Origin of the sequence: Frondihabitans australicus (assembly GCF_003634555.1) — a bacterium.
Classification (GTDB): domain Bacteria; phylum Actinomycetota; class Actinomycetes; order Actinomycetales; family Microbacteriaceae; genus Frondihabitans; species Frondihabitans australicus.
In genome coordinates, this window is sequence record NZ_RBKS01000001.1 from 2,398,659 (window position 1) to 2,420,424 (window position 21,766).

The following is a 21,766-nucleotide window of genomic DNA, read 5'->3' on the forward strand; positions in this document are numbered from 1 at the left end:
CGGGGCGACACGAACAGGACACCACCGGGTGCTACGGTCCGCGCCGTGCAACCGAAACCCCTGCAACCGAAGCAGAGCGAGAGCGACACCAACACCGGCACCCGCCGCCAGGCCTGGGACGCCGAGCGGACGCCCGCCGACCGCGACCTCCTCGACCGCGACGCCGCCGTCTACCTCAAGCAGTCGGTGTCGACCCCGTGCCTGACGAGCATCGTCGGCGCCGACGGCCCCTACCTCTACGCCTCCGACGGCACCCGCTACCTCGACTTCCACGGCAACTCGGCGCATCAGATCGGCTACGGCCACCCGCGCCTCGTGGCGGCGCTCGAGGCGCAGCTGCGTGAGCTGCCGTTCGTGCCGAGGCGGTTCACCAGCGATGTGAGCGTGCGTTTCGCCGAGTCGCTGGTCGAGCATGCGCCGCGAGAGGCGGACGGGACGGGGCTCGATCGGGTCCTGCTCACCACTGGCGGATCGGATGCCGTCGAGGTGGCCCTCAAGCTCGCCCGCGTGGCGACGGGCCGCCACAGGACGCTGTCGTTCTGGGAGTCGTTCCACGGCGCCGGCTTCGGCGCGTCGAGCGTCGGCGGCGAGCAGATGTTCCGCGGCGGGCCGCTCTCGCCCCTCCTCTCGGGCACCGAGCACGTGCCCCCGATCGGCTGCTATCGAGACATGCTCGGCTCGGGCCACGGGTCGCAGGAGCCGCACGACGCCTCCTGCGGAAAAGCGCTGGCGCAGCTGATCGACTACACCCTGAAGGTCCAGGGCGACGTCGCCGCCGTCATCGCCGAGCCCATGCGAGCCGTGCCGCAGATGGCCGCGCCCGGCTTCTGGCAGGCGGTGCGTCGGAGCTGCGACGAGACCGGGACGCTGCTGATCTTCGACGAGATCCCGACGGGTCTCGGCCGCACCGGCGAGTTCTCGGCGTCGACGCACGAGAGCGTCGTGCCCGACATGCTCGTCTGGGGCAAGGGCCTCGGCGGCGGCGCGCTGCCGGTCGCCGCCGTGCTGGCCCGTGCCGAGCTCGATGTCGCCGGCGACTGGGCTCTCGGCCACTACACGCACGAGAAGAACCCGATGATGTCGCGGGCGGGCCTCACCACCATCGAGATCCTCGACGACGAGGGCCTCGTCGAAGATTCGGCCCGCAAGGGCGCGCACGCGCTGTCACGCCTGCGCGATCTCCAGTCGCGCCACGACGTCATCGGCGACACCCGCGGGCGAGGGCTCATGCTGGGCGTTGACCTGGTCGAGCCGGGCACGCAGCGTCCCAATGCCGACCTGGCCGAGGCCGTCCTCTACGGCTGCCTCCGCCGCGGCCTCAGCTTCAAGACGACGATGGGCAACGTGCTGACGCTCGCGCCGGCGCTGACGATCCCCGACGACGAGCTCGATCGCGCGCTCGACATCCTCGAGGAGGCGCTGGTCGAGGCGCTCTAGCTGCGGGGTCCCTGTAGGCGTTTCGGCTCTCTGGTGCCCACAGGCTGGGCGGTGTTGGATGACACTCGTGAGCGGATGGACGAACGGGCTGCCCCCGGCGGCGCACGATCGAGTGGCCCGACAGCGGGCGAGCGGCACGGCCGGCTCGCTGTTCTCGGCACCTGCGGCGGCAGCGGCGAAGAGCGCGGGACTGGTGCCGATCGGTGAGGTCTTCGGCTCGCTCGTGATGAACCTCGGTTGGTCGGGCACGGGCTGCAACTTCTACGGGATGTACGGCCGCGGCGGCGCGGGCGGCTTCGGCGGTGGTGGCTTCAATGGCGGCGGCGGTTTCGCCGCCGGCGGCCTGTTCGGCGGCAACATGATGAACTACCAGACCCCCGTCACCACGTCGGGCGACCACGGCGGATACGCAGGCTTCGCGCCCTACGTGAAGGCGTTCGAGCACGGCTGGCACGGCGCGATCCAGCGCATGCTCGCCGAGGCCCTCGCCCTGGGCGCCGAGGGAGTCGTCGGCGTGAAGGTCTCGCGCGTGAGGATCGACCAGTCCGCCTACGAGTTCGCCGCGATCGGCACGGCTGTCCGCAGCGTCGACACGTCCCTCGTCGCCCGCCCGCGGGAGGGCACGGTCTGGTACGCGAACCTCTCCGCCGAGGACTGCGCCAGCGCGATCCACTCTGGCTTCCAGCCGAGCGAGATGGCTCTCGGGCTCTCCGTCGCGACGAAGCACGAGGACTACGTGCTCAAGCAGCAGCGCTCGTCCTGGGCGGGCAACCAGGAGATCGAGGGTCTCACGCTCCTCGTCAACGCCGCCCGGCACGACGCCCGCAACCAGCTCGTCGCCCGGGCGCGACGCGACGGGGGCGCAGGAGCCGACCTCGTCATCACGAACACCGACGTCACCGAGTTCGAGACCCCCTGCGGAGAGGAGATCGACCTGCACGCCGAGGCCGTGTTCATCGGCACAATCCTCGTGCCCGGCCCGATGCGGGCCTTCCGCACCCGCGATCGGCCGGGGTCGGCGGCCGTCACGACCGTCCTGCCGCTCAGCGACCCGGGCGTCCGCACCCGACGCTACCGGTGACGATCCTGCGCATCGCCCCTACCCGACCCACACGAACCGTTCGACCCACCGAAGAAGGACCACGATGACCGACTCCCCCGACCTCTCGCGCGTCGCACTGCCGCAGGATGCACGGGCCCGCCTCGCCGACGGCAAGTCGCGGCTGTTCACCAGCGACCTCTCGGTGAACGAGTTCCTGCTCGTGCGGCAGGCGGGGTTCACGCCGGTCGGCCTCGTTCTCGGATCGAGCGTCTACCACGTCGGCCTCCAGGTCGGGAAGTGGTCGAAGAACATGGAGATGGACCGCCTCAGCCAGGCGATGTACCACGCCCGTGAACTGGCCATGACCCGTATGGAGGCCGAAGCGCAGGCGCTCGGCGCCGACGGGATCGTCGGTGTGCGGCTCGAGATCGAGTTCAAGGAGTACGGCAACGACCTCGCCGAGTTCATCGCCATCGGCACCGCCGTCGTCGGCGATCAGGCGCCTCCGACGGGGCAGTGGCGCAACAACAAGAACATGCCGTTCACGTCCGATCTGTCGGGCCAGGACTTCTGGACCCTGATCCAGTCCGGCTACGTGCCTCAGGGGCTCGTCATGGGCACCTGCGTCTACCACATCGCCCACCGGGGCATGATGGCGTCGATGGGCACGATGGGCCAGAACGTCGAGATCCCGCAGTACACCGAGGCGCTCTACGACGCCCGCGAGCTCGCCATGGGCCGCATGCAGGCCGAGGCGGAGGTGCTGGACGCCGAGGGGATCGTGGGCGTGCAGCTCCTCTCGCTGCCCCACCGCTGGGGCGGCCACACCACCGAGTTCTTCGCGATCGGCACGGCCGTGCGACCGCTGCGCGAGGACCACGTGATCCAGACGCCGAACCTGGTGCTGCCGCTGACCGACGGTCCCTACCGATGACGGTCGACCCCCTCAGAAGCGCCCCGACCGACGACCCCCAGGCCCTGCTCCAGGGCCTCGTCGAGGGCGCGACGCGCGCACTGCCCGCAGGGTCGGCGTCGAGCCTCCTGCAGGTCGAACGCGCCAGGAGCCTGCGCGACCGGCTCTCGGGTGGCCAGGGCCGGATCACCAGCCTGGCGCTGCTCGGCCCGAAGGACCGCCTGACTCTGCGACTCGACGGCTCGCGGTTGGCCGGCGAGACGGCCTACGTCTCGGGCGGTGTGATCATCTCGCGCAAGCAGCTGTCGCTCGGCGACTGGCTCACGGCGTTCGCGGGCGAGGTCGCGGCCATCGCGGCCGACGCCGCCGGCGACGCCGCCTCCGCTGCCCGTGCCCTGCAGGTGCTCGGCGTCGAACCCGCCGGCTCGGACGTCGCCGTCGACGAGGTCGACGTCGACTCCGGGCTCAGGATGCTGCCCGCCCGTCTCCGAGGTCGGGTGCCGACGGGCGCGGCGGAGGCCGTGGAGCGCATCGCCGGGCTCCTACGCGACACGCTGCCGCGCGTGGCCGGCGACGGCGACTCCGACGTGCTCGTACGGCGCACCGCGACGGCGTACCTGCCCGACACGATCCGCGCCTACGTCGCCCTGCCGCCGGACTGGGCCACGACGCACCGGTTCGCCGACGGCACGACGCCCGCCGACATCCTCGAGGCCCAGCTGGCGACGCTCGAGGAGGCGGTCGTGAAGATGCGCGACGCGGCGATCGAGCAGGACGCCACAGCCCTGCTCGTCAACGGGCGCTTCCTCTCGGACCGCTTCGCGACGTCGAGCCTCGAACTGCCGTAGGCGCTACGACCCGATCGAGGGCGTCGCGTCGCCGCCGCGCACCTGCTCGGCCCGCGAGCGCTCGAGGTAGCTCCGCGACCGCTGGATCTGGCCCTCGAGCGCTGTGACCGTCGCTTCCATGCCCTGGACCGCCTTCGCCCGGTACGAGTCGATGTCGTCCATGGTGGCGAAGACGTTGTCGAACGCGTGCTGCAGCGTCTCGACGCTCACGCCGGAAGTCGTGGCCTGCTCGTGGATCATGCTGGTCTGCTGTTTAAGCAGCTCGCTCGTGCGCCCGATCATCGTGTTGGTCGTGTCGTTGAGCGCCGAGATCTGGTCGAGCACGAGCCGCTGGTTCGCGAGCGCCTGCGCGACGACCACGGCGGTGCGCAGGGCGGCGACGGTCGTGGTGCGGGCGCGCTCGACGCCCTTGATGAGCTCGAGGTTGTTCTTGCGGATCATGTCGAGCGCGAGATAGCCCTGCACCGACACGGCGATCTGCGTGGTGAGGTCTTGTCGACGCTGCCGGATCGGGAAGAGCGCGTCGGCCAGGAGCGCGTCGGCCGCCTTCGGGTCGGTCGCGCGGAGTTCGTCGGCCTTGCGGCTCGTCGCCTCGTCGAGAGCCCCGGCGAGCGTCGCGTACTCGCCGAGCCGGCCCATGGTCGCCCAGAGGTTCTGGCGCTCCTGCTCGATCGAGGCGTTGTCGCGCCGAAGTTCGTCCTGGCCGGAGACCAGAGCGTTCACGATCGCGTCGAGCTGCTTCTGCGACGACTGGTACCGCTCGAAGTAGTGGGTGAGCTTCCTCGCCCCGGGGATCATGCCCAGCAGCTTCTTCGCCCCGGTGAGCTCGGCGCGCGCGGGATCCAGGTCGGTGATCGTGGATCGAAGGTCTTGCAGCGTCTTCGCCACCTTGGCCTGCGGGGCTCCCGCGTCGCCCCGGCCCTTCGCCGCCGCCAGAGACGACGACGGGCGCTCGAGCATGCGGTTCGACACCTGGCTCGACGCCGTGATCTCTTTCTCGCCCATGCGGACGATGTCGTCGATCTTCTTCGAGAAGGCCGGGCTGCCGGGTTCCTCCCCCGCGAGGTCGGCGACGAAGTCGGCGGCCTTCTGCTGCAGCTCGGTGCGCTTGTCGGCCGGGATTGCGACCATGCCGACGGCCTGCTCTCCCTCGAGCTCGGGGACGGCGGCGGGGGGCGTCAGTTCGACGCCCTGGGCGGGCTCGTCGGGTGGCGTCAGCGGCTGGCTGAGATCGAGGTCGGACATCGGCTTCCCTTCGCTCGGCGCCGGGATGGTGCGCCTCTCTCAGCGTAGAACGCGGGGCGGCGCGACCCCCATCCTGTTATCAGGAGTCGGTGAACCGGTCACCAGCGTGGATGAGGGAGCAGCACCGACCGACGAGGCCCGTACGAAGTCCGGTTCTGCGGACGCATCCGCGCCAGTTACCAACTATCGGTGAAGTAGTCCATCGCGCGATTGAAGGCGGCGCCCAGGTCGAAGCGCGGGCGGAGCATCGCCTGCAGCTGCAGCCCCTCGTAGAGGGCGACGATCTGCTCGGCGACGGCGGCCGGCTCGATGTCGTCGGGGGCGAGGCCGTTCGCGATGTCCTCGCGGAGACCCTGCTGGATCATCGTATGGAAGTCCTGGTACCGCTCGCGGAAGTACTTCGCGGCGGGGTGCGTCGGATCGGCGGCCTCGTTCGCCAGCGAGACGAGCAGTCGCATGAGGGCGGGCTCGGCGACGTTGTAGGCGACGAGGGTGCGGAGCATCTGGATCGTGCCGCGGCCGTGGGCGACGGCGACGACGCGCTCGAGGCGGCGGCGGTTCCAGCGGTCGATGACGGCAAGGACGAGGCCCGGCCAGGTCGGGAACTCGCGTTCGACGTCTTCGACGGGAATCTGCATCTGGTCGGCGACGTCTTCGACGGTGGTCGCGCGGTAGCCGCGATTCGTGAAGACGACGATGGTCGCCTCGACGATGTCGATGCGGAGCTGGACGCTGGGGCTCGTGGCCTGCGGCTGCTCGAGGGTGTCGTTCATGGATCCTTCCGAGGGACCTCGTGGGTGGTCATGACAAGCCTCGCAAGTGAAGCGCTCTACGTCAGCCCCCGCCGCGCCCCCAGAACTGGTGCACCGCTGCGGGCTCTCGCCGGGCGACCGTCGGCGATCCTGCGACCTAATTCATTTGTGCTTTGTCGGTATAGGCATCGTGGAGGCGACCGCCGAGGACTCGAAACGCTGTCTCCACCTGCGAGGGCGGTTCGAAACCCTCGAATTCCTCCGTCGCCAACGCAACGAGTCGCGATCGGGGGTCGGAGAGATCGTCGTGAATCGCTGCAACAGTTGCTGTGACGATGTCTGTCAACGTAGGAAGCCGGACCAACTCAGCCATTCGCGTTCCGATGGTCGTGGCGTCGCAAAGACGGAGCAGCCGAAGAACGTCACCGGCATCCTTGCTGATCACGCGATCGACCCGTGCCGACCCGAGGCGTTCGCGAATCTTCACGATCTTCGCCACCACGAGTGAGGCTGGGCCGGCGACACGGATTTCCTCCTGCCGCTCGTCCGATTCAAAGGACCGGATCATCATGAGCGAATTGTCGAACAGCGCGGCCTCGAGGCCCGCCGTCCGGCGCGCCGTCGATGGAGATTGACCAGCCAGAACCGCTGTTCTCCGACTCGAACGAGGAAGTGCACCGTCCGGCACCATGAGGTCGATGGGAATTCCGTCTGGACTGAAGAATCGGCCGGGACTCGAATGACGCTGGTAACCCGCAGCCAGGAGCAGCGCCCCGATGTTCGGAACGTCTGTCAGGAGATCTGGGTCGAGCGCGAGATCACTATCGGTCGTGTAGGTCACCTGCCTCGACTGATTCTGAGGCGCCCTCGCATAGACGGCCTGCGCACCGACCAGGACTATCCCTGGTAGTTGGTCACGGAGGAGGTCAATCACGTCCAAGAGGGCACGGCGAGCGGCCACGAACTCCGGAGCAATGCCATTGGCCGATTCACCGCTGGGCATCGCTGTCTCCGGTGACGAGGTCGTCAAGAAGATCGGCCCCGAGTGCCGCACTCCTCCCCCGGGTCGACAGCAAATCGCCCACTATTCGCCATGGCGTGACGTACGAGACACCATCCCACGAGAAGGAATGCTCTCGGTTCAGGAATTCACTGTGAGCCACCAGGACATCGCCCTGCCGCTGGTCCGGCGCGAGGTCGGCCGCCCGCTCGACCGCCTCGAGATCGTTCGTGTAAATCCAGATTTCGCTCGGTGCCAACCGGCCGGGACTCCCCTTTTCGGCAAACCATGCCTGGCCCGCAGAAACACCCGTGACCGCATAGTCGACGTCCGAGCGGCGTAGGCGATCGATCACCGACTCGCGACCTCCGAGAGAAAAGTACCGTCGGGGCGAGAATGTCGACGCGAATCCGTAGTCCTCGGTCCATCGCTCCGCACAGAGCCGTCGATCCCGCAGCACGATTGGCCCCCCACCCGTGGGCGTCAGGAGGTTCTCGTAACGCAACAGGCTGATGACCCGGCTCACAGACGACACGGGTAGGCGTCGGTCGCGAGCGAAGTCACGCAGTGACGTTGCCCCTCGATTGGCGAGAAGACCAACCATGACCTCAGAGGTGGTCTCACCTTTCAAGCTCTTTAGCGGTCGCGGATCGGTGGCGGCCCGATCCGGATCGCGAGTCGCGCCGGTTCGCTGCACAGCGAGCGGGGGGTGCGAACTCACAATCAGAATGTTGCCGGTCGGGTCCCAGTACGACCATCCGGCACGCGCCAATGCTTCTTGCGTGGCGGGAGCGAGGAAGGGGGATATGACGACGGGCACCGAGCCTGGTGTGACGAATGCATCACGAACTCCATCGGGACGGAGGACACCCAACTTGACATCGAGTTCCAGGCGCACGACCGTCTCAGCAACCTGCCACTCGACGTAGGCATCGATGGAACCGTCGTCATACGCGGGCGCGGACACCCGGTTGAGCACTCCCAGAGGGAAGAGAGTCCGCAGGCTCGTCATGAAACGGTCGATGAGATCGCTTGTTCCGTAAAAAGGACTGTTCCGCATGACATGGAACATAGCATTTCTCGGAACACCGTGCATTGCGCGGACCACGCGTCTCGCCGGGCCGGTGTCGGCGATCCTGCGACCGCGTGCAGTTTTTCGCCGATCAGGGTGCTGGGCGCGCAACGAATCGCCGGTCGACGGGCGCAGGATCAGCGAGAGTGCGCGCGCCGGTTAGTCTGTGCCGCATGACCGACGCCCCTCCCGCCCCCGGCACCGCAGCCGCAGCCGAAGCAGCGGCCGCCGAAGCCGCTCTGCCGCCGGTGACGATGTTCGGCCCGGACTTCCCGTTCGGCTACGACGACTGGCTGGCGAACCCGGCAGGTATCGGCTCGGTGCCCGAAGCGCGGCACGGCGAGCCCGTGGCGATCATCGGCGGCGGCATCGCCGGCATGGTCGCGGCCTACGAGCTGATGAACCTCGGCCTGCGCCCCGTCGTATACGAGGGCGCTCGCATCGGCGGGCGGCTGCGGAGCGTGCCGTTCTCGGGATCCGGCCGAGACGCAGAGCAGACGGACATCGTGGCTGAGCTCGGAGGCATGCGCTTCCCGGTCTCGTCGACGACGCTCTACCACTACGTCGACCTGCTCTCGCTCGACTCGGCGCCGTTCCCGAACCCGCTGACGCCGGCATCCGGCTCGACCGTCGTCGACCTCGAGGGCGAGACCTTCTACGCGCGCTCGCTCGACGACCTCCCGCCGCTCTTCCGCGAGGTGGCCGACGCGTGGGACTCCGCCCTCGACCGGATCCTGCACCTGGGCGGCCTGCAGAGCGCGATCCGCGACCGCGACGCGAGCCGGCTCAAGGAGATCTGGAACGCGCTGGTGGAGGCGTGGGACGACCGCAGCTTCTACGAGTTCGTGGCGTCGAGCGACGAGTTCGCGAACCTGTCGTTCCGGCATCGCGAGGTGTTCGGTCAGGTCGGATTCGGCACCGGAGGCTGGGACAGCGACTTCGCGAACACGATGCTCGAGATCCTGCGCGTGGTCGTCACCAACTGCGACACCGACCAGCGCCTCATCGTCGGCGGCGCCGAGCAGGTTCCGCGGGGGCTCTGGGCGCGCAGGAGCCGAGGCGCCGCCCACTGGCCCGACGGCACGAGCGTCGCCTCCCTCAACGACGGCGAGCCCCGCCCGAGCGTCACCCGCCTCGCGCGCGGTGCCGACGGCCGACTCGGGGTCACCGACGAGTCGGGTGAGACGAGGCACTACGAGGCTGCGCTCGTGACCTGCCAGTCGTGGCTCCTGACCACCCAGATCCAGACCGACGAGAGCCTGTTCTCGCAGAAGATGTGGATGGCGCTCGACCGCACCCGCTACATGCAGTCGTCGAAGACGTTCGTGATGGTCGACCGGCCGTTCTGGAAGGACGTCGACCCGGCCACCGGCCGCGACGTGATGAGCATGACGCTCACCGATCGGCTGACGCGCGGCACCTACCTCTTCGACAACGGACCCGATCGCCCCGGCGTGATCTGCCTCACCTACTCGTGGATGAGCGATGCGCTGAAGATGCTGCCCCACCCCGTCGAGCGCCGCGTCGAACTGGCCCTCGAGGCGCTCGGACACATCTACCCCGGCCTCGACATCCGCTCGCACATCGTCGGCGACCCGATCACCGTGTCGTGGGAGGACGACCCGCACTTCCTCGGCGCGTTCAAGGGCGCGCTGCCCGGTCACTACCGCTACAACCAGCGGATGTACGCGCACTTCATGCAGCAGGGGACACCCGACGCCGAGCGCGGCCTGTTCATCGCGGGCGACGACGTGTCGTTCACCCCGGCCTGGGCCGAGGGCGCCGTGCAGACGTCGCTCAACGCCGTCTGGGGCATCATGAACCACTTCGGCGGCGCCTCGGCCCCGGGCAACCCGGGGCCGGGCGACGTCTTCGACGAGCTGGGGCCGATCGCGCTGCCCGAGTAGCCGCAGCGGGCCGGTCAGCCCGCGTGGGCCGGCGCTGCTCCGGTCGAAGTGCGTGCCGGGGCGGCCCACCCGCCGACCATCTCGTCGACCGACCGGATCGAGGTCGCGAAGATTGTCAGCACCGGGTTCACGCCGCCGTTGGTGACGTGCACCGAGCCGTCCATCACGCGCAGGTTGTCGTGGCCCCAGACGCGCCCGAACGGGTCGACGACACTGGTCGCAGGATCGGCGCCCATGCGCAGCGTCCCCGCCTGGTGCTGGCCCACACTCGGCCCCGGCCGATCGCCGCCGAACTCCACCACGGCGGTGGCCCCGGCCGCCCGGAGCCACTCGGCGCTCTTCGTACTCGTGAAGTCGCGCGCGCGGAGGTCCTCGTGGTGGACGGCGCCCGAGAGCTTCGCCACCGGAACGCCGTAGCGGTCGACGGTCGAGGCGTCGATGCGGACGCGCGACTCGGCGTTCGTCATCTCCTGGATCGGGCCCATGATCCGCATGAAGCGCCGCGCGTACTCGCGCATGCCCTTCTTCGAGTCGAGCCCGGCGCGCGGGATGAATCCCGGCCCGGAGAGGTAGCGGTAGGTGTTCGACGGGGTCGGGACGAACTCGTTGACGATGATGCCGCCGCCGACGATGTCGCCGTTGCGGTGCCGGTAGTCGGTCGTCGCGATCGACGGGCCGGGCCCGATGAGGTCCTCGACGATGTCGTCGAACAGGCCGACGGCACCGCCGTAGAGGTGGCCCTGCAGGTGCCGGCCGACCTGGTCGGCGTTGTTGCCGAGGCCGTTCGGCTCGCGCGCAGAGCGGCTGTTGAGCAGGAGCCGCGCCGACTCGGTGGCGCCCGCGGAGACGACCACCTCGGACGCATCGATGTCGCGCGTCCACACTCCGTCCCCCTCCGCGCCGACGAGGGTCACGCCGATGACACGGCCTGAGTGGTCGGTTCGGATCCTGCTCGCCCGGGTCTCGAGCACGATCGACGCGTTCCCGGTCGCGAAGGCCCTCGTGAGCATGGTGTTCTGACTGCCGTTCTTGGCGTCGACGGGGCAGGCGAAGCCGATGCAGAGGCGGCACTGGCGGCAGGCGTGACGGCCGAGGTACTCCGTCGAGTTCACCAGCAGGGGCACGTGCAGCGTCGTGAAGCCGAGCGCGGTCGCGGCCTTCGCGAGACGGTCGCGGGCGGGGCCGGCGGGCAGCTCGGGCATGGGCAGCGGCGTCTCGCGGTGGCCGTCGAACGGGCCCTCGGCCCGCGAGCCGGAGACCCCGACCTCCCACTCGGCGCGCTCGTAGAACGGCTCGAGGTCGGCGTACGAGATCGGCCAGTCCGACAGCGCCGACCCCTCGGGCACGCCGTACGTCGACGCCATCCGGAAGTCGAGCTCGCCGAAGCGCCAGGCCTGCGCGCCGTAGACGCGGGTGCCGCCTCCGGCGGTGAACGCGTTGTTGCCCCAGGCGCCCTCGGAGGGCCGGATCGGCAGGCGGGTGCGGCCGTCGAGCGACTCGGAGACGCGGGGGTTGCCCTCGTTCGGTGGGCCGGAGAGCGGTGCGACGCCCCAGTCGGAGCGCGGATTGCGCAGGTGGTCGTGCGAGAGCTCCGCGATCGAAGGCCACGCGCCGGCCTCGACCACCAGCACGCGGCGCCCCGACTCGGCGAGGCCGGCCGCGGCCGTTCCTCCCCCGGCGCCGGAGCCGATGACGATCGCGTCGTAGCGCCCCTCGAGGTCGCGCGGGTGCACCACCCTGCGCGGCGCCTCGTCCACGGGCACGGCGACCCCCCATCCCGCCGGGGGCTCGGGGCTCCAGTCGACCATGCGCCATGACGCCGCGTCGGCGTTGCCGCCGTTCGCCGGGTCGGCGTAGTAGCCGCCGGCGACGAGCTCGGCGAACCAGTCCCAGTGCTCGCTCGCGTCGCCGGAGTCGATCACATCGCGCACGTCGTCGAGCCAGTCGGGTCGCTCGGCGAGCATCCGGCCGAGGTACTCCAGCCCGCCCGCCTCGGTGCCCGACGGGTAGTCGTCGCGTGGCACCACCTCGTCGATCAGCGCGCTCAGGCGATCGCGGTGCTCGTCGAGGAACGACTCGACTGCTGTCATCACAACTCCTTCGTTGCCGGGTGTTCATTGCCGGGTGCGCGGCGCAGCACATCCTTGTCACGTGCTAAACCGGTTTAGTGCGATGCTACGGCACGTGCGGCGAGCAGGTCAATCCAGAGACTGCGGCACGTCTCCGAGGCTTCCGCGGTCGACGAATTGCAAGGGCGGCAGGATCAAGTCGCCTCGCTCGCCCGACTCCAGCACCCCCAGCAGACGCCGGGTCAGCAGCCGCCCGAACTCCGTCGTCGGGTGCCGCAGGGCGGCGATCTCGGGCCGGGACACCTCGCACAGCGCCGAGTCGATCCACGAGAGCACCGACACGTCGCGGGGCACCTCCAGGCCGAGCTCGCGGATGGCACCGAGACCCGCGAGCGCCATGAGGTCGTTGTCGAAGACGACGCAGGTCGGGGGCTCGGGCGATCGCAGGATCCGACGCACCGCCTCGGATCCTGCCTCCCTCGAGAAATCGGTGAACGTGGTCTCGACGGCCGCACCCCTCTCGCGCGCCCACGACTCCGCAGCCTCGGTGCGGAGACCGATCGAGAGCATGCGGGCGTCGCCGCTCACCCACGCGATGCGGCGGTGCCCGCGCGCGAAGGCCGGGTCGAGGACCGCGGCGACGGGCGCGCTCTCGTCCGACCAGACGGATGCGAAGCCGTCCTCGGGCGGCCGGGAGCCGGCGTAGCTGCGGAAGGCCGCGAACGGCAGGCCGAGGCCGGAGAGCAGGTCGAAACGCTGCTCGTCGAGGTCGATGTCCATCGTGAGGACGCCGTCTACCCGGCGTTCGGCGGCCCAGCGCCGGTACAGCGCCTCCTCCTCGGCGCGGTCGGCGACGAGCTTCACGACGAGGGCGAGGTCGGTGCCGGCGAGCTCGAGCTCGATGCCGGCGAAGAGCTCCATGAAGTACGGGTCGATCGACGGTGACTTCGACGTGCGGACGATCGCCCAGCCGATGGCGCCGGCCTTCGCCCCGGAGAGAGCGCGGGCGGTGCTGTTGGGCGACCAGTGGAGCTCCTGCGCCGCAGCCTTGACCCGGGCCCGGGTCTCGGCGCTCACGCCCGGCATGTCGTTGAGAGCGTGCGAGGCGGCCCCCTTGCTCACCCCGGCGGCACGTGCGACGTCCATGATCGTCACTCGCCCCATGCCGACTCCCGTCTCGCGCGGCCGTCGCTCCCTGATGCGCGGCGCGCTGCGTCCCTCAGCATAGGACTGCGCGGCCCCGGGAAGGACTCCCGGGGCCGCGCAGGGTGGTGCGGTGGTGCGGTGGTGCGGTGGTGTCGGGCTCAGGCCTTCTTGGCCAGGGTCATCGGCAGGGTGCGGGCGATGGTCGCCTGGTACACGCCGCCTCCCACGATCGCGCCGATGATCGGTCCGACGATCGGCACCCAGAAGAACACGGTGCCGCGCTGGTCGAGCCAGGCGTCCTTGTAGCCGACGATCCACTCCATCAGGCGCGGGCCGAAGTCGCGGGCCGGGTTGATGGCGTAGCCGTCGTTGAGGCCGAGCGCGAAGCCGATGCCGACCACGATGAGACCCACTGCGATCGCCGAGACGGCGGGCGTCGGGTTGGCGCCGAGCGCGTCGGTGATGGCGAAGATGAGGAACACGAGGACGGCGGTGCCGAGCACCTGGTCGAGGAGCGCCTGCGGGATGTGCACGTCGTACGCGTTCGTGCCGTTGCCCGGCAGCGTCGAGAACACGCCCTGCGTCTTCAGCGTCTTGCCCGGGTCGATGGCCTTCAGCGAGTACATGTAGTTGAGGTAGATCGCGAGGGCTCCGAGGAAGAAGCCGATCACCTGCGCCACGATGTACGGCCCGACCTTCGACCACGGGAAGCCCTTGTAGAGGGCGACCGCGAGGGTGACGGCGGGGTTGAGGTGCGCGCCCGAGATCGTGCCGGCGACGAAGATGCCGAAGGTCACGCCGAGGCCCCACGACCAGGCGATGGAGTCGTGGCCGCCGAGGGCGCCGGCGCCGACCGTCACCTGGGCGACGACGCCGAATCCGAAGAGGGCGATCATCATCGAGCCGAGGATCTCGGCGATGAACTCGCCGAAGAGGGTGGGCTGCGCCTTGGCACCGGGATCGGCCATGCCTGCGAGCTCGCTGTGCGACTCGGCGGGCTTGCGGAGAGCGAAGATCGACATCAGTTGACGTCCCCGTCCACCCAGTCGAACGTCTTGGTGACGGCTTTCTTCCAGAGACGGAGAGTGCGCTCGCGCTCGATGACGTCGAGGTTCGGTTCCCACCGCTTCGACTCCTGCCAGTTGGCGCGGAGGTCGTCGAGCGTCTCCCAGAAGCCGACCGCGAGGCCGGCCGCGTACGCGGCGCCGAGCGCGGTGGTCTCGGCGACGACGGGGCGGATGACCGGCACGTTGAGGATGTCGGCCTGGAACTGCATGAGCGCGTCGTTGGCGGTCATGCCGCCGTCGACCTTCAGCTCGGTCAGGTCGACGCCGGAGTCGGCGTTCACCGCGTCGAGGACCTCACGGGTCTGGAAGGCGGTCGCCTCCAGGGCGGCGCGGGCGATGTGGCCCTTGTTGACGTACCGGGTCATGCCGACGAGCGCGCCGCGGGCGTCGCTGCGCCAGTACGGCGCGAACAGGCCCGAGAACGCCGGAACGAAGTACACGCCGCCGTTGTCCTCGACGGTGTTCGCGAGCGTCTCGACCTCGGGGGCCGAGTCGATGATGCCGAGGTTGTCGCGCAGCCACTGGATCAGCGATCCGGTGACTGCGATGGAGCCCTCGAGCGCGTAGTGCGTGGGCTGGTCGCCGAGCTTGTAGCCGACGGTGGTCAGGAGCCCGTTCTCGGAGCGGACGATCTCCTCGCCCGTGTTGAAGATGAGGAAGTTGCCGGTGCCGTAGGTGTTCTTCGACTCGCCGGCGTCGAACGCAGCCTGGCCGAAGGTCGCGGCCTGCTGGTCGCCGAGGATGCCGGCGATCGGGACCTCGCGCAGGAGGCTCGAGGCCGAGACCGTGCCGTACACCTCGGAGGAGGACTTGATCTCGGGCAGCATCGACTTCGGCACGCCGAAGTCCGCGAGGATGTCGTCGCGCCAGGTCAGGGTCTCGAGGTCCATGAACAGCGTGCGGCTGGCGTTGGTGACGTCGGTGACGTGCACGCCGCCCTCGACGCCGCCGGTGAGGTTCCACAGCACCCACGAGTCCGTGGTGCCGAAGAGGAGGTCTCCGGCCTCGGCCTTCTCGCGGGCTCCCTCGACGTTCTCGAGGATCCAGACGATCTTCGTGCCCGAGAAGTACGTGGCGAGCGGCAGGCCGACGATCGACTTGTAGCGCTCGACGCCGCCGTCCTTGGCGAGGCGGTCGACGATCGACTGGGTGCGGGTGTCCTGCCAGACGATGGCGTTGTAGACGGGCTGACCGGTCGTCTTGTCCCAGACGACCGCGGTCTCGCGCTGGTTCGTGATGCCCACGGCCTTGATGTCGTGGCGCGTGATGTTGGCCTTCGACAGGGCCTGGCCGATCACCTCGCGGGTGTTGTTCCAGATCTCGATCGGGTCGTGCTCGACCCAGCCGGCCCGGGGGAAGATCTGCTCGTGCTCGAGCTGCCCCGTCGAGACGATCGACCCCGAGTGGTCGAAGATGATGGCTCGAGTGGACGTGGTGCCCTGGTCGAGCGCGATGACGTAATCGCTCACTGAATGAACTCCGTTGTTGTCAGGATGTGCGGCGCCGGTGGGAGGCCGGCGTCGGGTGTCGCGCATCTTCCCGATGCGCTTCCTGGAATGTAGTGGGCCGTGCACGCCCTCTACGGCCGTTTGCACGTATGTGCACAGCGCGCGGCGCAAAACATCCCCCGACGTGCGCGCCCGGTGGGAATTCGTGCACGCGTTCGTCCCCCGGTCGGATGGCTCAGGCGTCGAGCGGAGGATGCGCGTCGAGACTCAGCCGGGAGCGGATGCGTTCCAGCACCGCCCCGAAGTCGTCGCGCGCCATCGCCGCCGCGGCCGACCCGCCCTCGATGCTCCCGACGGGGCGACTGAAGCTGCCCGTGATCTCGTCCCCGAGACGGATCCGCACGCCCGGCTTGACCGCGTCGTACCACCAGAACACCGTGACCGCCGTCGCGCCGGCCTGGAGCCACCAGTCCCGCCACGGTCCCTCGGCGCTCACGACGTCGCCGAGGCGTGCGATCTCGCCGACGTACTGCCGGGGCACGCCGTTCATCGGCCCTCCGCCTCCGAGCCGGAGCTCGATGTAGCGCGCGGGGCGCTCCCACAACCGGACGCCGACGCTCGAGGCGGCGGTCTCCACCGGCGCTGAGGACCGAGGCGCGGGCGGCGCAGCGTCGACGGAGAGTTCGCCGGTGCGGGCGTCCGCCCGGACAACGCCGATCTCCGAAGGCAGGCCGGGCATGGCGCGCGCCTCCCCGCCGACGAGGACGTCGTCGAGCCATCGCAACCCGCCGATCGCGCGACGCGCCGCCTCCACCGACGAGCCGCCGAGGAACTCGGGCGTCGTGACGAGGGAGCCGTCGTCGCCGGCGGACGAGTCCCGGAACTCGAGCTGCAGCCTCAGGAACCCGTCATCGTGCAGCGCGCCGACCACGCGCATCCTGCGGTCACCCGCCGGGTTCGGCACCTCTGGCCCAGCGAAGGCCAGGGTGAAGCCCTGGCGGCGCACGACGTCGGCGGCGCGCTCGACGGCGGCAGGGTCGGGCCACGCCCTCAGCTCGGCGATGCGGAGGAGTGCCGTGGTCCAGACCGTCAGCACGACCTCGGCGCGCGCTTCGGGTGCCAGCGACTCCAGCCCGTGCGGCACAAGAAGTCCGACGACCTCGCCGCCGTCGATCAGCTTCGAGTGCACGCGGACCTCGACGTCGCCCGACTCGGAGGCTCCCTGCGGCATGATCCGGATCGACGATCGGCGCGCGTCGATCCGCTCCGCCGCGATCGCGATGCTCATCATCTCGCTCACCCGACGCGCCGTCCTCAGCAGGGCGTCGAGCGACTCACGCGGGTAGTCGGGGTCGTCGGGATCCCAGCCCTCGGTCCAGAGCTGATCGGCGAAACCGGTTCGCGGCCAGATGTCGAGCTCGCGGCGGATCGGCGCCATCCCCCGATCCAACCAGAGTGATGTGCCGCGGGCGTCGCGCGTCTCGCGCGGCAGGCGTCACAGGGGCCGGGACTAGGGTGAGAGACCCGCGCAGCCCCGCCGCCGACGCACGAAGGAGTGCCCGTGACCGACACCGAGACCACCATCCACAAGGGCCTCGCCGGCGTGGTCGTCGACCGCACCGCAATCTCGAAGGTGAATCCCGAGACGAACTCGCTGCTCTACCGGGGCTATCCGGTGCAGGAGCTCGCGAAGGCCTGCACCTTCGAAGAGGTCGCGTACCTCCTGTGGCACGGCGACCTCCCGGACGCCGCCCAGCTCGCCGAGTTCGAGACCCTGGAGCGGTCGCTGCGCGACCTCGCCCCCGCCGTCCACCGCGTGATCGACGACCTGCCGACGACCGCGCACCCGATGGACGTCCTGCGCACCGCGGTGAGTGTCATCGGCGCTCTCGACCCGCTGGCCTCCAAGTCGACGTCCGAGGCCAACCTGCAGAAGGGCGTCGCGCTCCTCGCGCAGATCCCGTCGATCGTCGCCTACGACCAGCGTCGGCGCCGCGGTCAGGAGATCGTGCGGCCCCGCGACGACCTCGGCTTCTCGGCGAACTTCCTCTGGATGACCTTCGGCGAACTGCCGGAGGAGGCGGTCGTCGACGCGTTCGACGTCTCGATGATCCTGTACGCCGAGCACTCGTTCAACGCGTCGACCTTCACTGCGCGCGTCGTCACGTCGACGCTCAGCGACCTGCACTCGGCGATCGTGGCGGGCATCGGCGCGCTGAAGGGTCCGCTCCACGGCGGCGCGAACGAGGCCGTCATGGGCGTGATCGACGAGATCGGCACGGCCTCGCGCGCCGAGGAGTGGCTCGACGAGGCGCTGGCGTCGAAGCGCAAGATCATGGGCTTCGGGCACCGCGTCTACAAGAACGGCGACTCGCGCGTCCCGACCATGAAGGCCTCGCTCGACGTGCTCGTCGACCATTACGACGCCGGCCCGCTCAAGGCGATCTACGACGCCCTCGAGCAGGCGATGGAGGAGCGCAAGCAGATCAAGCCGAACCTCGACTTCCCGTCCGGCCCCGCCTATCACCTCATCGGCTTCGACACCGAGATGTTCACGCCGCTGTTCGTGGCGTCACGCGTCGTCGGCTGGACCGCGCACGTGATCGAGCAGCTCGAGTCGAACTCGCTCATCCGCCCGCTCTCCGTCTACGACGGCCCCGACGAGCGTCACGTCGCGCCGCGCGAGGGTCGCCTCTAGCCCCAGCCCCGCCCCGCGCCAGACGACGACAGGTGGCGCGGCCCGTCGCCCATGGTGCTCCTCTCAGGACTACGTCCGGGAGAGGGACTACGGATCGGTCGCCGGGCGCCACGCGTTTGCATGCCACCCCAGGCGGGCGTATCATTCCAGAGAATCGATTCTGGGTGATATTCCACCCAAGCCGCACCCTCACCGGTCGGTTGCTCCATCAGAAGGCCCCGTTGCTGCGGGGCCTTCTTCATGTCGTCAACCGGGCGGACCGTAGAACTCCGCCGCCGCTATTCTTGCAGAATACCGGCGTGATATTCCTGTTCAACCGAGCTGATAACGCGCCTCGTCGAGCGTGGCCATGACGGCGACGGTCTCGTCGAGCGTGTGCAGCGGCGACTCGGTGCGCCCCTCGCCGACGTAGCGGGCGAGCGCGACGGCCTGGCAGCACAGCGACTCGCGCGCGGTCCGGCCGAACGGATCGTGCCACGTGTCGACGACCTGACCGTCGCTGTCGACGAGGCGGAGGTCGTCGGCGAACCAGAACGGGGAGGGGATCTCGAGCCGGCCCTCGGATCCTGCGATCATCGCGGCCTCGGGCGTGCGCGCGTTCAGGCCCGTGGTCAGCACGGCCTGGGCTCCCCCGGCGTGCTCGAGGATCATCGCCGCCTGCCGATCGACCCCGCTCGGGGCGAGGTCGCCCGACGCCAGCACCCGGGTCGGCGAGCCGAGCACGAACGACCCGTACGAGGCCGGGTACACGCCGAGGTCGAGCAGGGCGCCTCCGGCGAGCGCAGGATCCCAGAGCCTCGACGACGCATCGAACTCAGCCAGCCCGTTGAACGCCGCAGTCACCACCCTCACCTCGCCGAGGTCGCCGCGCTCGAGGACCTGCCGGACGACGTCCGACTGGGGTCGATAGCGGGTCCACATCGCCTCCATCGCGAAGACGCCGGCCGCGCGCGCCGCGTCGACGATGCGCTGCGCGGAGGCCGCCGTGGTCGCGATCGGCTTCTCGATCAGCACGTGCTTGCCCGCGGCGATCGCCAGCAGCGCCTGCGCCTCGTGCTCGCTGTGAGGCGAGGCGATGTACACGACGTCGACCTCGGCGTCGTGCACGAGTTCGTCGTACGACCCGTACGCCCGCTCGATGCCGTGGCGCGCCGCGAAGGCCTGCGCGCGCTCCGCCGACCGCGAGCCGACGGCGACGATCCGCTGCGAGGTGTGCCGCAGCACCGAGTCGGCCCAGTCGGTCGCGATGCGGCCCGGGGCGATGATGCCCCAGCGCAGGATCGGTGAGTCGTGCAGGTCGGTGTCTCTCGGCCGGGGCAACGTCGTCGTCATACCCCGAGCATGGCAGGCGCGGCGGAAGCGCGACAGGCCCGGCCCTGTCCGAGCGCACGGGCGCCCGCCCGCTGCGCGCCGGGCGGCCGCCACTCAGCCGCCGAAGGCGCCCTGCGGATCGCCGACGGACTCGAGGTAGGCGGTGCGCCGGGCGAACAGGCCGGGGACCAGGGCGCGGACCCGGTCGATCAGCGACGCCAGGTCGGCGTTCGTGAGGGCGCCGTCGCGGGCGATCTCGGCTCCTGCGACCATGGTCATCGCCACGTCGGAGCCTCGCACGGCGTGCACGAGGTTGTGGTGGATGTTCGCGTACGGGCCGTCGCCGATCAGCGGGGTCATGCGCGGGGTGTCGGCGCGCACCGCGATGAGGTCGGCCTGCTTGCCCGGCTCGATCGAGCCGATCGACGCGTCGAGGCCGAGTGCGCGGGCGCCGCCGATCGTGGCCATCTCGAGGACGTCCCACGAGTCCATGGCCGCGGCGTCCATCGTGCGGAGCTTGCCGAGCAGCGACGCCGTCTTCAGCTCTTCGAACATGTCGAGGTTGTTGTTCTCCTTCTCGCCGTCGGTGCCGAGCCCGACCGGGATGCCGGCGGCGAGGAAGTCGGCGACGGGCGCCATGCCGCTCGCCAGCTTCATGTTGCTCACCGGGTTGTGCGAGATGCCGACGGTGCGCCCGGCGAGCGCGTCGATCTCGGACTGGTCGAGCCACACGGCGTGGGCGAAGAACGCCCGCGGGGCTTCGAACCAGCCGAGCTTCTCGAGCGCGTGGATCGGACGGGCACCGTAGCGTCGGTCGAACTCGGCGAGCTCGACCTCTCCCTCGGAGAGGTGCGTGTAGAGGCCCGTGTCGTAGTGCCGGGCCAGGGCGATCGCGCGCGCTCGGCCGGCGTCGTCGGCGTAGAAGGGGTGCTCGAGTCCGACGAACGGGGTGATCCTGCCGCCTGCCGCCCCCGACCACTCGCGGAGCATCCGCTCGTTGTCGTCGAGGGTGTCGAAGTAGTCGTGGTCGGGGTGGGCGCCTGTGTAGTTGACGCTCACGAGGCGGTTGCCGAGGGTCTCGGCGGCGCGGGCGGCGCCGTCCATGTAGCGCCACATGTCGGCGACCGTCGTGGTGCCGCTGAGGATTCCCTCGGCGTAGCAGAGCCAGGCCGAGGCCTCGGCCTCGTCGGCGCGGAGCACCCGGTGCATCGGGTCGATGTGGAGGCGCAGCCACTCCCACACCGGCAGGTGCTCGGCGGTGCCGCGGAGCATGCCGGAGTGGTGGTGTGCGTTGACGAGGCCGGGCATCAGCACGACCTGGCCGAGCTCATCGACCGGCGCACCCGGGTGGTTTTTCAGGACGGTCGCGGCGGGGCCGACCTCGACGATCGTCGATCCGTCGACGGCGACGGCGGCGTCCGCGATGACGTCGCAGGCGGCGTTCATGGTGACGAGGTGGTCGGCGGTCAGGATGCGCATGCGCTCAGTGTCGCGGACGCGCGTGTCGCGCGTGTTACGCGTCGTGCTCCTGCTCACGCGGCCTCGCGCGCGTGTAGGCAGAAGAACCCTCTGTCCACCCCTGGCGCGGACACGTAGGGTCGAGACATGGATCAGACCGGCATGCTGCTGTTCGCGGGCGCCGTCGTGCTCGCGATCGCCGGTGTCATCGCGATCTGCGCCGTCATCTTCCTGCGGCCGATCGAGCCGTCACGCCAGCCGAAGCCCGTGACCGCGACGCGCCGCCACGAGAGCGCGCACGCCGACGACACGACCGAGCAGCTCGTCCACTAGGCGCAGGCGGCGCGGGCCGG

General features: G+C 69.9%; 18 protein-coding genes. 7 read left to right on the top strand and 11 right to left on the bottom strand.

Features of this window, described 5'->3' with window-relative positions; all coding sequences use genetic code 11:
• Positions 1 to 45 precede the first annotated feature (45 nt).
• The 4 genes from pbfA (at position 46) to C8E83_RS11245 (ending at position 4,240) form a co-directional block, all read left to right on the top strand.
• The gene (pbfA, locus tag C8E83_RS11230; protein WP_211331689.1) at positions 46 to 1,437 is read left to right on the top strand and encodes a (R)-1-hydroxy-2-aminoethylphosphonate ammonia-lyase; all 1,392 of its coding nucleotides are present in this window, start codon (positions 46 to 48) and stop codon (positions 1,435 to 1,437) included.
• A 67-nt stretch (positions 1,438 to 1,504) separates the two neighbouring features.
• A complete protein-coding gene (locus C8E83_RS11235) occupies positions 1,505 to 2,518 on the top strand; it encodes a heavy metal-binding domain-containing protein (protein WP_147430157.1) in 1,014 nt (337 codons plus the stop codon).
• A gap of 64 nt (positions 2,519 to 2,582) precedes the next feature.
• On the top strand, positions 2,583 to 3,413 hold the full coding sequence (locus C8E83_RS11240) for a heavy metal-binding domain-containing protein (RefSeq protein ID WP_121369974.1): 831 nt from the start codon (positions 2,583 to 2,585) through the stop codon (positions 3,411 to 3,413).
• Positions 3,410 to 4,240 carry a hypothetical protein gene (locus C8E83_RS11245; RefSeq protein ID WP_121369975.1) on the top strand — a complete coding sequence of 277 codons (831 nt, stop codon included), beginning with the start codon at positions 3,410 to 3,412 and terminating at the stop codon, positions 4,238 to 4,240. Before C8E83_RS11240 ends, C8E83_RS11245 begins: the two co-directional genes overlap by 4 nt.
• A gap of 3 nt (positions 4,241 to 4,243) precedes the next feature.
• Here C8E83_RS11245 and C8E83_RS11250 read toward each other — a convergent pair whose 3' ends face one another.
• The 4 genes from C8E83_RS11250 to C8E83_RS19245 all read right to left on the bottom strand — a co-directional run bounded on the left by C8E83_RS11250 (position 4,244) and on the right by C8E83_RS19245 (position 8,309).
• Positions 4,244 to 5,485 (bottom strand): toxic anion resistance protein, encoded by a 1,242-nt coding sequence (locus C8E83_RS11250; RefSeq protein WP_121369976.1) that lies wholly within the window; start codon positions 5,483 to 5,485, stop codon positions 4,244 to 4,246.
• Between the two features lie 176 nt (positions 5,486 to 5,661).
• Entirely contained in the window at positions 5,662 to 6,258 is a 597-nt protein-coding gene (locus C8E83_RS11255; RefSeq protein WP_121369977.1) for a TetR/AcrR family transcriptional regulator, read from the bottom strand.
• 136 nt (positions 6,259 to 6,394) lie between these two features.
• Positions 6,395 to 7,078: a hypothetical protein gene (locus C8E83_RS19240; protein WP_147430158.1), complete on the bottom strand. Its 684-nt coding sequence runs from the start codon at positions 7,076 to 7,078 to the stop codon at positions 6,395 to 6,397.
• A gap of 148 nt (positions 7,079 to 7,226) precedes the next feature.
• Positions 7,227 to 8,309: a hypothetical protein gene (locus C8E83_RS19245; protein WP_147430159.1), complete on the bottom strand. Its 1,083-nt coding sequence runs from the start codon at positions 8,307 to 8,309 to the stop codon at positions 7,227 to 7,229.
• Between the two features lie 173 nt (positions 8,310 to 8,482).
• Between C8E83_RS19245 and C8E83_RS11270 the strand changes: the two genes are divergently transcribed.
• Positions 8,483 to 10,216 (top strand): flavin monoamine oxidase family protein, encoded by a 1,734-nt coding sequence (locus tag C8E83_RS11270; protein ID WP_121369980.1) that lies wholly within the window; start codon positions 8,483 to 8,485, stop codon positions 10,214 to 10,216.
• A gap of 14 nt (positions 10,217 to 10,230) precedes the next feature.
• Here the strand turns inward: C8E83_RS11270 and C8E83_RS11275 are convergent, their stop codons facing one another.
• From C8E83_RS11275 to C8E83_RS11295, 5 genes are all read right to left on the bottom strand, one after another.
• Positions 10,231 to 12,306 carry a GMC oxidoreductase gene (locus tag C8E83_RS11275; RefSeq protein WP_121369981.1) on the bottom strand — a complete coding sequence of 692 codons (2,076 nt, stop codon included), beginning with the start codon at positions 12,304 to 12,306 and terminating at the stop codon, positions 10,231 to 10,233.
• Between the two features lie 108 nt (positions 12,307 to 12,414).
• The gene (locus C8E83_RS11280) at positions 12,415 to 13,449 is read right to left on the bottom strand and encodes a LacI family DNA-binding transcriptional regulator (RefSeq protein WP_121369982.1); all 1,035 of its coding nucleotides are present in this window, start codon (positions 13,447 to 13,449) and stop codon (positions 12,415 to 12,417) included.
• Positions 13,450 to 13,589: 140 nt separating this feature from the next.
• The gene (locus C8E83_RS11285) at positions 13,590 to 14,453 is read right to left on the bottom strand and encodes an MIP/aquaporin family protein (RefSeq protein ID WP_211331690.1); all 864 of its coding nucleotides are present in this window, start codon (positions 14,451 to 14,453) and stop codon (positions 13,590 to 13,592) included.
• The gene (glpK, locus tag C8E83_RS11290) at positions 14,453 to 15,967 is read right to left on the bottom strand and encodes a glycerol kinase GlpK (protein WP_121369983.1); all 1,515 of its coding nucleotides are present in this window, start codon (positions 15,965 to 15,967) and stop codon (positions 14,453 to 14,455) included. The genes C8E83_RS11285 and glpK overlap by 1 nt, the downstream gene beginning before the upstream one ends.
• Before the next feature lie 214 nt (positions 15,968 to 16,181).
• The gene (locus C8E83_RS11295; protein ID WP_121369984.1) at positions 16,182 to 17,384 is read right to left on the bottom strand and encodes a hypothetical protein; all 1,203 of its coding nucleotides are present in this window, start codon (positions 17,382 to 17,384) and stop codon (positions 16,182 to 16,184) included.
• A gap of 123 nt (positions 17,385 to 17,507) precedes the next feature.
• Here C8E83_RS11295 and C8E83_RS11300 point away from each other — a divergent pair, with 123 nt between their 5' ends.
• Complete coding sequence (locus C8E83_RS11300; RefSeq protein WP_121369985.1) at positions 17,508 to 18,644, top strand: bifunctional 2-methylcitrate synthase/citrate synthase; 1,137 nt, start codon at positions 17,508 to 17,510, stop codon at positions 18,642 to 18,644.
• Between the two features lie 312 nt (positions 18,645 to 18,956).
• On the opposite strand, the gene C8E83_RS11305 is transcribed toward C8E83_RS11300, so the two are convergent.
• Positions 18,957 to 19,976: a Gfo/Idh/MocA family protein gene (locus tag C8E83_RS11305; RefSeq protein ID WP_121369986.1), complete on the bottom strand. Its 1,020-nt coding sequence runs from the start codon at positions 19,974 to 19,976 to the stop codon at positions 18,957 to 18,959.
• Between the two features lie 93 nt (positions 19,977 to 20,069).
• A complete protein-coding gene (locus tag C8E83_RS11310) occupies positions 20,070 to 21,434 on the bottom strand; it encodes an amidohydrolase family protein (protein ID WP_121369987.1) in 1,365 nt (454 codons plus the stop codon).
• A 126-nt stretch (positions 21,435 to 21,560) separates the two neighbouring features.
• Between C8E83_RS11310 and C8E83_RS11315 the strand changes: the two genes are divergently transcribed.
• Positions 21,561 to 21,746, top strand: coding sequence for a hypothetical protein (locus C8E83_RS11315; RefSeq protein WP_121369988.1), 186 nt, complete (start codon positions 21,561 to 21,563; stop codon positions 21,744 to 21,746).
• Positions 21,747 to 21,766: the final 20 nt, after the last annotated feature.

Coding starts and splice junctions, on each gene's coding strand:
- C8E83_RS11240 (WP_121369974.1), top strand. CDS start 2,583: ATGACCGACTCCCCCGACCTCTCGCGCGTCGCACTGCCGCAGGATGCA.
- C8E83_RS11245 (WP_121369975.1), top strand. CDS start 3,410: ATGACGGTCGACCCCCTCAGAAGCGCCCCGACCGACGACCCCCAGGCC.
- C8E83_RS11250 (WP_121369976.1), bottom strand. CDS start 5,485: ATGTCCGACCTCGATCTCAGCCAGCCGCTGACGCCACCCGACGAGCCC.
- C8E83_RS11255 (WP_121369977.1), bottom strand. CDS start 6,258: ATGAACGACACCCTCGAGCAGCCGCAGGCCACGAGCCCCAGCGTCCAG.
- C8E83_RS19245 (WP_147430159.1), bottom strand. CDS start 8,309: ATGTTCCATGTCATGCGGAACAGTCCTTTTTACGGAACAAGCGATCTC.
- C8E83_RS11270 (WP_121369980.1), top strand. CDS start 8,483: ATGACCGACGCCCCTCCCGCCCCCGGCACCGCAGCCGCAGCCGAAGCA.
- C8E83_RS11275 (WP_121369981.1), bottom strand. CDS start 12,306: ATGACAGCAGTCGAGTCGTTCCTCGACGAGCACCGCGATCGCCTGAGC.
- C8E83_RS11280 (WP_121369982.1), bottom strand. CDS start 13,449: ATGGGGCGAGTGACGATCATGGACGTCGCACGTGCCGCCGGGGTGAGC.
- C8E83_RS11285 (WP_211331690.1), bottom strand. CDS start 14,453: ATGTCGATCTTCGCTCTCCGCAAGCCCGCCGAGTCGCACAGCGAGCTC.
- C8E83_RS11295 (WP_121369984.1), bottom strand. CDS start 17,384: ATGGCGCCGATCCGCCGCGAGCTCGACATCTGGCCGCGAACCGGTTTC.
- C8E83_RS11305 (WP_121369986.1), bottom strand. CDS start 19,976: ATGACGACGACGTTGCCCCGGCCGAGAGACACCGACCTGCACGACTCA.
- C8E83_RS11310 (WP_121369987.1), bottom strand. CDS start 21,434: ATGCGCATCCTGACCGCCGACCACCTCGTCACCATGAACGCCGCCTGC.
- C8E83_RS11315 (WP_121369988.1), top strand. CDS start 21,561: ATGGATCAGACCGGCATGCTGCTGTTCGCGGGCGCCGTCGTGCTCGCG.